The sequence below is a fragment of the Lutibacter sp. genome, assembly GCF_041596795.1.
Taxonomy (GTDB): domain Bacteria; phylum Bacteroidota; class Bacteroidia; order Flavobacteriales; family Flavobacteriaceae; genus Lutibacter.
Window position 1 is genome coordinate 1 of the sequence record NZ_JBFHHX010000108.1, and the last position, 10,958, is coordinate 10,958.

Here is a 10,958-nt window from a genome sequence, read left to right on the forward strand (position 1 = left end):
AGAGAAGATTTAAACCCTATCTCGGCTTTTCGTGATCCAAAGCATCCACAACGTGTTGCTGTTGAAGAATGTCCAGAAGGAGCAGTTTTAGTAATTGATAGTAGAAATAACGCACGTGCAGCATCTGCCGGTTCTATTTTAGTAACCAGATTAATGGTTAGAGGTTGTGCTGGGATTGTTACTGATGGAGGTTTTAGAGATTCAGCAGAAATTGCTGCTTTAAATTTTTCATCGTATCATCAGCAACCATCAGCCCCAACAAATTTAACATTACATCAAGCTTTAGATATAAATGTTCCTATTGGTTGTGGAGATGTTGCGGTTTTTCCTGGAGATGTTTTAGTTGGTGATGATGATGGAATTATGGTTATTCCTGCAGAAATTGTTGATGAAGTAGCGGATGAATGTACAGAAATGACGATTTTTGAAGATTTTGTTTTAGAAAGAGTAGCACAAGGACATTGTGTTATTGGCTTATATCCACCAACAAAAGAAGAAAGTTTAAAAGATTTTTCTGAATGGAGAAAACTTAAAAACAGATAAATTTTTAAACTAAAATCATTTACTTTTAAATAAAAAGCGCAATCTTTAGCATTAAAGATTGCGTTTTTTTGTGACCCCGGTAGGATTCAAACCTACAACCGCTGGAGCCGAAATCCAGTGCGCTATTCAGTTGCGCCACGAGGCCAGTAAAAATTATATTTATTTATTATGATAACAACTGTTTTACAGCCACAGAAATAGCTTTACCGTCAGCTTTACCCGCTAATTCTTTTGAGGCCATTCCCATAACAGCTCCCATATCTTTCATAGAAGTTGCGCCAACTTTTGAAATTATTTCAGCTACTGCTTTTTTTATGGCTTCATCACTCATTTGTTCTGGTAAAAATTGAGCAATTACTTCTACTTGTGCTAGTTCCGGATCTGCTAAATCTTTACGTCCTTGTTCAATATATAACGCAGCACTATCTTTACGTTGTTTTACTAACTTTTGAAGCAATTTAATTTCATCATCTTCAGATAACTCATCTGTAGCTCCACCTTTTGTTTGTAATAATAATATTTCCGATTTAATGGCTCTTAATGATTCTAAGGCAACGGTATCTTTAGATTTCATTGCTTCTTTCATTTTATCCATAATATTTTTTTGTAAACTCATGATATAATTATTTATTGGCGAAGATAAAAAAAAAGAACTCGAAATACTTCAAATTTAATTAAAGTTTTTCGAGTCCAAAACTTAGAAAATCCTCCTAAGGGTACTTGTCTTTGGGCAAAGTTTTAATCTACATTATCATGTAAAAATGAATTGTTTGAACGGAACCTAATATCATCATTCTCATCAATATTTAATGTAGTTCTAGACTGATTAATTTGTGATGAATGTGACGATTGATTTAATTCTACACCCATTCTTTTATAGGCTGGCTCCTTTTCTATTTCGTCTATATTTTTATTCACTTTATTTACAAATTTGTAATTAAAGTTTTTCATTTTTTCTCTTCTTTCATTCGCTCTCTTTTGCAATTCAGCAATAGTTAAATCTAAAGGCGAAACTTCTTTATAATCTATTACTTCCTGCTCGTTCACATCTATTTTAGCAACTGGATTAACCTTTAAGGTTGGCTCATCAGATATCACTGCTTTTTTTACAGTAACAGGCTTTGATGCCTTTGCAAAATTCTCTTCTAACTCTGTATAATCTTCTAACGTAAAATATACATCTTCTTCAACTTTTTTAGGCTGAACAATTTTAGGTTCTACAACTTCAATTTCATTAACTATTGGAGCTTTTTCTTCCTTAACTGGTTCCTTTTTAACTTGAGAAATTGGTAAATCAAACGTAAAAGATATTTGTTGTTCTTCTTTAAATTTTTCTACAATTGGCTCTTCAACTTCTGCTTTTACTTCGGTAATTACAAATTCATCAAAGTCTTTTGCCGAAATTTCTTCGTAAACAACATCTATATTTTTAATAAATTCTGATGTTTGAATAATATCAAATTGCGGTTCTTCTTCTTCCTCACCTAAATCAAAAACAATTTTTTCATCTTCTGCTTCTTCTTCAACTTCTACATAAGCCATTGGCTCGTTATTTTGTTTTGATGATGCGTCTAATAGTGTTTTTTCAGTAAAATCATATGAAGCTTCTTGTTCATCACTTAAAGTATGAATTATTTTTTTAGCCTCAACATTTGAAATTTCATGTTGTTGATCTTTATTAAAACCTGTAGCCACAATAGTAACTGAAATTGCATCACCTAAACTTTCATCTTCACCAACACCCATAATAATGTTTACGTTAGATTTAGCTTCAGATTGAATGTAATCATTTATTTCACCTATTTCATCAATAGTAATCTCATCTGCTCCTGAAACAATTAATAACAATACATTTTTTGCGCCTGTTATTTTATTATCATTTAATAATGGAGAATCTAATGCTTTTGAAATTGCCTCTTCAGATCTATTAATTCCTGATGCTGAACCAGAACCCATAATAGCAGTTCCACTATTAGAAAGTACTGTTTTTGCATCACGTAAATCTATATTTTGAGTATAATGATGTGTAATAACTTCTGCTATTCCACGAGCCGCTGTAGACAATACTTCATCAGCTTTAGAGAAACCAGCTTTAAATCCTAAATTTCCGTAAACTTCTCTTAGTTTATTATTGTTGATAACCACCAAAGAATCTACATATTCTCGTAATTTTTCAATTCCTTTTTGAGCTTGTTCATTTCGTGTTTTTCCTTCAAAAGAAAATGGAATTGTAACAATACCAATAGTAAGTAAATCTAATTCACGAGCAGCTTTAGCAATTACTGGAGCCGCACCTGTACCTGTTCCTCCACCCATTCCAACGGTAATAAATACCATTTTAGAATTTGAAGACAACATTTGTTTTATCTCTTCTATACTTTCTTTTGCAGCCTGTTCACCAACTTCTGGGTTTGCACCAGCACCTAAACCTTCAGTTAAAGAAACACCTAACTGAATTCTGTTTGGAATAGGACTATTTTGTAATGCCTGAGCATCGGTATTACAAATCACAAAATCAACCCCGTTAATTCCTTGAGAGTACATATGGTTTACGGCATTGCTACCGCCACCACCTACTCCAATAACTTTTATAACGTTAGACTGATTTTTTGGTAAATCGAAGGAAATGTTGCTAAAATCTGTGCTCATAATTTTTGTTTATTGGTGTTATACGTATCTTTTTCTATTTCTTTTTTATTCTGCATTATCTAAAAAATCTCTAAACTTTTCTGCCCATTTATCAAATATTGATTTTTTAGGAGCTTTTGGTTTTTCTGGTTCCTCAAGTGCTTCTTTCTCTTCAACTTTTACAAACGCTGATTCTTCAACAATTTCTTCAGGAACTTTACTTGCTAAATTTTTAGCTTTTAGTTTATCCACTTTTTTTAAGCCATTCATTAGCAATCCAACTGCTGTTGCGTATTGCGGACTTGAAAAACTTTCGTCTGAATCTCCTGCCAAATTTTCATTTGGGTATCCAATTCTGGTATCCATTCCAGTAATGTATTCAACCAATTGCTTTAAATGCTTTAATTGTGCTCCTCCACCTGTTAAAACAATTCCGGCAATTAATTTTTTCTTTGGCTCTTCGTGGCCATAATTTTTAATTTCTAAAAATACTTGCTCAATAATTTCTACTACTCTGGCGTGAATTATTTTGGATAAATTTTTAAGTGTAATTTCTTTTGGATCTCTTCCTCTTAATCCAGGAATTGAAACAATTTCATTCTCTTTATTTTCACCAGGCCAAGCAGACCCAAACTTTGTTTTTAATAATTCGGCTTGTTTTTCTATAATAGAACAACCTTCTTTAATATCTTCGGTTATAACATTCCCTCCAAATGGTATTACTGCTGTATGGCGAATAATTCCATTTTTAAAAATTGCTAAATCTGTAGTTCCACCACCTATATCTATTAATGCAACTCCAGCTTCTTTTTCTTCATTGCTTAAAACTGCTTCTGCCGATGCTAATGGTTCTAATGTAATGCCTGCTAAATTTAAACCAGCACTTTTTATACATCTTCCTACATTTCTAATAGAAGAAACTTGACCTACAACCACATGAAAATTTGCTTCTAATCTTCCTCCATACATCCCAACAGGCTCAGTAATTTCACCTTGACCATCAATTTTAAATTCTTGTGGCAACACATGAATTATTTCTTCGCCAGGAAGCATTACCAATTTATATACTTGCTTTTCTAATTTTTCCAAATCTTCATCGCTAATAACTTCTTCAGAATTAGGACGTGTAATATAATCGCTATGTTGTAAACTTCTAATATGTTGCCCTGCAATACCAACAACTGCTTCACTTATTTTAATTCCAGAAACCGCAATTGCCTCATCTACTGCTAATTGGATTGACTGTATTGTTTGAGTAATATTATTTACTACACCTCTGTGCACTCCCAAACTTTTTGCTTTACCTGTTCCAAGCAACTCGATTTTTCCGTATTCGTTTTTACGTCCAATCATAGCAACAATTTTAGTTGTTCCTATATCTAAACCTACTGAAATATCATTGTGTTCCATATTCTACTTCTTTTGTGCACACAACTTGTTTGTTGTATTTTAAATTTATTGATGTGTAATTATTAATTGTTCCATCCACCATTGTTTTTTTATAAAATGATTTCAAGTTCATAAATTTATCCTTCAATTGTTCTATTTTTCCAAATAATATACTTTGATTGCCAATTCTTGTGCTCAAAACATACTCATTGTTCGGCATTTTTTCAATTCCAACTATTTGTTTTTTTAAAAATTCATCATTTGAAATAGTTGTTGCTAATTGATAAATTTGATCATAATCATCTTCCCAAATATCGCCAGTAACAACCATAACTCTCTCTGAGTGATTTGTTGATAAAGGCATTCTTTCGGCCTGTTTATCAATATAATAACTCTTATCTCCAGATACAATTCTTGCTATAGGTGAACGCTGTCTGACAGTCGCTTTTAGGGTACCATCAACCGTTAAAAAAACAGCCGCATTCTCTACCATTGGATGTGATAGAATATTAGACTCTAATTTGTGTAAATTTATAACAGATTTTTCTTGATTTCTAACAGTTTTCCCATTTTGTATTAACAATTTATTAACCATTTCATAGTTCATAAAAAGGTTATTTCCTTTTTCAAATTCAACTACAATATCCTTCACTTTAACTGTATTATTTCTATGATTTGAAAAACCATACAAAAATCCAATTAAGCAAATTAAAAGCACACCTTTTATGTAGTTCCAATTAATTTTCACTGGTTAATTTATTTTTAATTTCGTTCACTAATTCTCCTATATCTCCAGCACCAATCATAACAATAACATCGGCTTTAGATTCTACTATATTTTTATATAAATTTTCTTTAGATGAAAGCTGTTTGTTATTTACTTCAACTTTATTCAACAACCAAGCAGAAGTTATTCCTTCCATTGGTAATTCTCTTGCTGGGTAAATATCCAATAAAATTAAAGTATCAAACAATGCTAAGCTTTTTGCAAAATCATCTGCAAAATCACGCGTTCTACTAAATAAATGTGGCTGAAAAACACCTAGTATTTTTTGTGATGGATACATTTCTCTAACAGCACTTGCTACAGCCGTAATTTCTGTTGGATGATGTGCATAATCATCAATTAACACTAAATTTTCCGTTTTAATTTTATACGAAAAACGACGTTTAATTCCTTTAAAAGAAAGTAAAGCTTTAGCAATGACTGGTAATGATATTCCGTAACAATTAGCCATTGCTAAAGCCGCCACCGCATTTAGCACATTATGTTTTCCTGGTAAATTAAGTTTTACCGCTTTTATAGTATCTGTTGGTGTTTTTACATCAAAAATATAAGCACCATTTTCTATTTTAATATTTGAAGCATTATAATCGGCATCTTCTTCAATTCCGTATGTTAATGCATTAATTGGCAAACCTTTTTTTACAATTAAAGTATTGGAAACTTTGTTACCAAAATCTTTAAAAGATTTTTCTATTTCTGAAGCATCACCGTAAATATCTAAATGATCTGCATCCATAGATGTTATACAGGCAATGTTTGGCGAAAGTCTTAAAAATGATCTATCAAACTCATCAGCTTCAACAACAGAAACTTCTGAACCACCTAAAATTAAATTAGAATTGTAGTTTTCAGAAATTCCACCTAAAAAGGCTGTTGCATTGGTTCCGGCCTGATGTAAAATATGCCCCAACATTGTTGATGTTGTTGTTTTACCGTGAGTACCAGCAACTGCCAAACAAAATGTATTTTTAGTAATTTCTCCTAAAATTTCGGAACGTTTTAATACGTTTAAATTGGCATCAAAAAAGTAGTTTAACTCAGTATGATTTTTAGGTATTGCTGGTGTATAAATCACCAAAGTGTTATAAATGTCTTTAAAGGTTTCAGAAATTAAATTAACCGAATCTTCAAAATGAACATCTATTCCTTTTTCTTGTAAAGAATTGGTGATTTCTGAAGGTGTTTTATCGTAACCAGCCACATTTTTTCCATTGCTTTTAAAATAAAAAGCAAGAGAACTCATACCAATTCCACCGATACCTACAAAATAGATGTTATGTATATTATTTAAATTCAATTTATTAGTTTTTCTATTTCTTTAACAATATCTTTTGTTGCATTTGGCAACGCTAATTCTTTTATATTTTTACTTAATTTTTGTTGCAACAACTCATTTGAAATTAAATTTTCAAACACTTGTTGAAACTGATCTAAATCAGATTCTTTCAACAAAATAGCACCTTCTTTATTTACAATTGCTAAGGCATTTTTTGTTTGATGATCTTCTGCCACATTAGGCGATGGAATAAAAACAACTGGCTTTCCAACCAAACATAATTCTGAAATTGAACTTGCTCCTGCTCTACTAATTAAAAAATCTGCAGCAGCATAGGTTAAATCCATTCTATTCAAAAAATCATACGTTTTTATACCTTTTAAATCATCATATTTTTTAAACTCGTTGTAATATAATTTCCCAGTTTGCCATATCACTTGTATGTTTTGATCTACCAACCAGTTAATATGTTTTTCTATTAAATTATTTAAGGCTCTTGCTCCTAAACTTCCACCAATTACAACTAGTGTTTTTTTATCTTTATTTAAATTAAAAAACTCAATAGCTTCTTCTCTTTTACTATCAATATTTAATAAATCCTGACGAACTGGATTTCCTGTTTTTAAAATTTTATCAGCAGGAAAAAAACGTTCCAAACCATCATAAGCCACACAAATTTTATCAGCCTTTTTACTTAATAATTTATTGGTAATTCCAGGATAAGAATTCTGCTCTTGAATAACTGTTTTAATTCCTAATTTATTAGCAACAAATAAAGTTGGTCCGCTAGCAAAACCACCGGTTCCAATAACAACTGCTGGTTTAAATTTTTTAATAATTTTATATGCATTCCACAAACTACTAATTAGCTTTAATGGAAACATGGCGTTTTTTAATGTTAATTGGCGCTGCAAACCTGCAATCCACAAACCTTCAATTTTATAACCAGCTTGAGGCACTTTTTCCATTTCCATTTTATCTTTAGCACCTACAAACAAAAATTTTGCATCAGGATATTTTTCCTTTAGCTCATTTGCTATAGATACAGCCGGATAAATATGTCCACCTGTTCCACCTCCACTTAATATAATGTTAACCGATTGCTTCATGTAAAATATCTAAAGGGTTTTCTTCATTTTCCGCACTTGGTTCTTTTTCTTTTTCGGCAGTTACACTTAAAATTATTCCAACAGCAATACAAGTCATCCAAATAGATGTTCCTCCACTGCTTATAAAAGGCAAGGTTTGCCCAGTTACCGGAAATAAATTTACCGCCACTGCCATATTTATAATTGCCTGAACTATTATTGGAATTCCTACACCAATAATTAATAATGTAGCAAAAATGGTAGTTGCTTTTTTTGAGGCAATTAAAATTCGAATCAGCAAAAATAAGTAGCAAAGAATAACAACAATAGCACCTATTAATCCAAATTCTTCAACAATAATTGCAAAAATAAAATCGGAAGAAGATTGTGGTAAAAAGTTTTTTTGAACACTTTTTCCAGGTCCTCTACCTTGAATTCCGCCACTTGCAATGGCTATTTTAGCTTTTTCAACCTGATAACCTTCTTCAGCATCAACATTCGAAAAATTTTCAACTCTACTAATCCAAGTATCAACTCTATTTGGCAAAACACCAGGAAGTGCTTTTGCAGTTAGCACAAATAGAGTTAATGCAAGTACACCCATCCCCACAACAGATGCTAAATATTTAAAAGGATAACCACCTATAAAGCACAACATTAATATCATTGAAAAAATAATAGCAGTAGTTGAAAAGTTAGCTGGCAAAATTAAAACTAAAGTTGCCGCTACCCATATCCATAATTTCCAAAAGCTATCTTTAAAAGTAAATTCTTTATCCTTGTTTTGAGCTAAATACCTTGCTACATAAATCATTAATATTAATCCGGCCAAAGTAGAAGTTTGAAACCCAATTCCAATAAAAGGAATTTGAATCCATCTACTTGCATTTGCTCCACCAATTGTAGATCCTTTCGCTAACGTAAATGCTAATAATATTAAAACTAGAGGAATCATTAAAACAGATCCTCCACTAAAATATCTATACGGAATTTTATGAATAAAATAAATTATAAGAAAACCACAAATCAATAAAAATGCATGTTTAACTAAATGAAAGATAGGCGTACCATTATTTGCAACATACACCAAATTGGTACTTGCGCTATAAATTGGTAAAAACGACAATAAGGCCATAAAAGCAACAACTGCCCATATAGCTTTATCTCCTTCAATATTTTTAAACAAATTATTCATTTACAATGCTCTTACAGCTTGTTTAAATTTATTACCTCTATCTTCGTAATTTTCAAATAAATCAAAACTTGCACATGCAGGTGATAACAATACGGTATCTCCTTTTTCTGCAATTTTGTACGCTACTTTTACGGCTTCTTCTGCACCTGCAGTTTCCACAATTAAATCTACTACATTATTAAAAGTTTGGATAATTTTTTGATTTTCAACACCTAAACAAATAATAGCTTTTACCTTTTCTCTAACTAAAGGCATTAAATCTAAATAGTCATTTCCCTTATCAACCCCTCCAACAATCCAAACCGTTGGTGTTTTCATACTATCCAACGCATAAAACGTAGCGTTTACATTGGTTGCTTTAGAGTCGTTTATATACTGAACTCCATTTATTTTTAACACTTCTTCCAACCTATGCTCAGCACCTTCAAAGTCTTCTAAACTTTCTCTAATTGCGTTACTTCTAACTTTTAATAATGATGATGCCATAGCAGCTGCCATAGCGTTTTTAGTGTTGTGTTTCCCCTTTAATGCTAAAGTTGTTATACCCATTATTGTTTGTTCAGTTTTATATTTTATTACTATGTTATTATCCTTTATATATACTCCTTGCTCCAATTCTTTTTCTAAAGAAAATGGTAGCAAAGTTGCTTTAACTTTATTGTTTTTTAACCAGTTTACAATTACCTCATCATCTGCATCATAAATCAAGAAATCGTCTTCAGTTTGATTTTCAGTAATTCTAAATTTTGAGTTGATATAATATTCAAACTGATAATTATATCTATCCAAATGATCTGGTGTAATATTTGTTAAAATTGCTATATGAGGAGCAAAATCTACAATACCATCTAATTGAAAACTACTTAATTCTAATACGTGAATATCAAAATTATCTTCTGCCACTTGCTGCGCAAAACTTTTTCCAATATTCCCACCCATTCCAACATTTAAATTTGCTTTTTTCAAAATATGATTTACCAACATTGTAGTGGTGGTTTTACCGTTTGAACCAGTTATTCCAACTATTAATCCATTGGTATATTTTGCAGCAAATTCAATTTCTGAAATTACTGGAATTCCCTTTTCTTTAAGCTCAACAATTAATTGTACTTTATCAGGAATACCCGGACTTTTCATAACCACATCTGCTTCAAATAATATATCTTCAGAATGTTTTCCTTCTTCAAAAGGAATTGCATTATTTAAAAGAACTTCTTTATATTTTTTTGCTATGTTTCCTTTATCAGAAACAAACACATTAAACCCTTTTTGCTTCCCTAAAATAGCAGTACCAACGCCACTTTCTCCACTTCCAAGAATTACTAATTTTTTCATTTATCGTAACTTTAATGTAACAATAGTAAATACTGCCAGCATAATCCCTACAATCCAAAAACGTGTAACAATTTTACTTTCATGATACCCTGATTTTTGATAATGATGATGCAATGGAGACATTTTAAAAATGCGTTTTCCTTCTCCAAATCTTTTCTTGGTATATTTAAAGTAGCTCACTTGCAAAATCACTGATAAATTTTCAACTAAAAAGATGCCAGCTAAAATTGGAATTAACAACTCTTTACGCACTGCAATTGCTAAAACCGCAATTATTCCACCAATAGTTAAACTTCCAGTATCGCCCATAAAAACTTGTGCAGGATATGTATTGTACCATAAGAAACCAACCAAAGAACCCACAAACGCAGCAATAAAAATGGTCATTTCTCCAGAATTTGGGATATACATTACATCTAAATAATTGGCAAAAATAATATTACCAGAAACCCACGCAAAAATACCTAGCGTGAGGACTATTATTGCTGATGAACCTGCTGCTAAACCGTCTATTCCATCGGTTAAATTAGCTCCGTTTGAAACCGCGGTTATAATAAAAATTACAATTGGAATAAATAACAACCAAGCATATTCTTTAAACCCATTTCCAAATATTTCTAAAGCTTCGGCATATTCTAACTGATTATTTTTTAAAAATGGTATAGTTGTTTTTGTCGATTTTTTTGCTTCACCAAATAATACTGGAATTCCATCCTC

10 protein-coding genes and 1 tRNA gene are annotated in these 10,958 nt (G+C 31.4%); 1 reads left to right on the plus strand and 10 read right to left on the minus strand.

Translation table 11 applies throughout. The features are described from left to right. Positions 1-543 (plus strand): ribonuclease activity regulator RraA (locus ABY298_RS11850; RefSeq protein ID WP_372746271.1); only part of this gene is annotated, 543 nt, incomplete at its 5' end. A gap of 71 nt (positions 544-614) precedes the next feature. Here ABY298_RS11850 and ABY298_RS11855 read toward each other — a convergent pair. The 10 genes from ABY298_RS11855 to mraY form a co-directional block, all read right to left on the minus strand. Then, a tRNA-Arg gene (locus tag ABY298_RS11855) sits at positions 615-688 on the minus strand. 21 nt (positions 689-709) lie between these two features. After that, positions 710-1,159: a GatB/YqeY domain-containing protein gene (locus ABY298_RS11860; protein WP_372746272.1), complete on the minus strand. Its 450-nt coding sequence runs from the start codon at positions 1,157-1,159 to the stop codon at positions 710-712. Between the two features lie 122 nt (positions 1,160-1,281). Next, entirely contained in the window at positions 1,282-3,192 is a 1,911-nt protein-coding gene (gene ftsZ / locus ABY298_RS11865; RefSeq protein WP_372746273.1) for a cell division protein FtsZ, read from the minus strand. A gap of 45 nt (positions 3,193-3,237) precedes the next feature. Then, positions 3,238-4,581, minus strand: a complete 1,344-nt coding sequence (gene ftsA / locus ABY298_RS11870; RefSeq protein ID WP_372746274.1) for a cell division protein FtsA — start codon at positions 4,579-4,581, stop codon at positions 3,238-3,240. After that, complete coding sequence (locus tag ABY298_RS11875; RefSeq protein ID WP_372746275.1) at positions 4,568-5,308, minus strand: cell division protein FtsQ/DivIB; 741 nt, start codon at positions 5,306-5,308, stop codon at positions 4,568-4,570. Before ABY298_RS11875 ends, ftsA begins: the two co-directional genes overlap by 14 nt. Further along, positions 5,298-6,644 carry a UDP-N-acetylmuramate--L-alanine ligase gene (murC, locus tag ABY298_RS11880; protein WP_372746276.1) on the minus strand — a complete coding sequence of 449 codons (1,347 nt, stop codon included), beginning with the start codon at positions 6,642-6,644 and terminating at the stop codon, positions 5,298-5,300. Before murC ends, ABY298_RS11875 begins: the two co-directional genes overlap by 11 nt. Beyond that, a complete protein-coding gene (murG, locus tag ABY298_RS11885) occupies positions 6,641-7,732 on the minus strand; it encodes an undecaprenyldiphospho-muramoylpentapeptide beta-N-acetylglucosaminyltransferase (RefSeq protein WP_372746277.1) in 1,092 nt (363 codons plus the stop codon). Before murG ends, murC begins: the two co-directional genes overlap by 4 nt. Then, positions 7,716-8,906: an FtsW/RodA/SpoVE family cell cycle protein gene (locus tag ABY298_RS11890; protein ID WP_372746278.1), complete on the minus strand. Its 1,191-nt coding sequence runs from the start codon at positions 8,904-8,906 to the stop codon at positions 7,716-7,718. The genes murG and ABY298_RS11890 overlap by 17 nt, the downstream gene beginning before the upstream one ends. Beyond that, positions 8,907-10,241: a UDP-N-acetylmuramoyl-L-alanine--D-glutamate ligase gene (murD, locus tag ABY298_RS11895; RefSeq protein WP_372746279.1), complete on the minus strand. Its 1,335-nt coding sequence runs from the start codon at positions 10,239-10,241 to the stop codon at positions 8,907-8,909. Then, positions 10,242-10,958: phospho-N-acetylmuramoyl-pentapeptide-transferase (gene mraY, locus ABY298_RS11900; protein ID WP_372746280.1), on the minus strand; the 717-nt coding region annotated here is incomplete at its 5' end. It abuts the gene before it with no gap.

Excerpts from the sequence above, each read along its gene's own strand:
- ftsA (WP_372746274.1), bottom strand. The coding sequence starts at position 4,581 with ATGGAACACAATGATATTTCAGTAGGTTTAGATATAGGAACAACTAAA.
- ABY298_RS11860 (WP_372746272.1), bottom strand. The coding sequence starts at position 1,159 with ATGAGTTTACAAAAAAATATTATGGATAAAATGAAAGAAGCAATGAAA.
- ftsZ (WP_372746273.1), bottom strand. The coding sequence starts at position 3,192 with ATGAGCACAGATTTTAGCAACATTTCCTTCGATTTACCAAAAAATCAG.
- ABY298_RS11890 (WP_372746278.1), bottom strand. The coding sequence starts at position 8,906 with ATGAATAATTTGTTTAAAAATATTGAAGGAGATAAAGCTATATGGGCA.
- murD (WP_372746279.1), bottom strand. The coding sequence starts at position 10,241 with ATGAAAAAATTAGTAATTCTTGGAAGTGGAGAAAGTGGCGTTGGTACT.
- murG (WP_372746277.1), bottom strand. The coding sequence starts at position 7,732 with ATGAAGCAATCGGTTAACATTATATTAAGTGGAGGTGGAACAGGTGGA.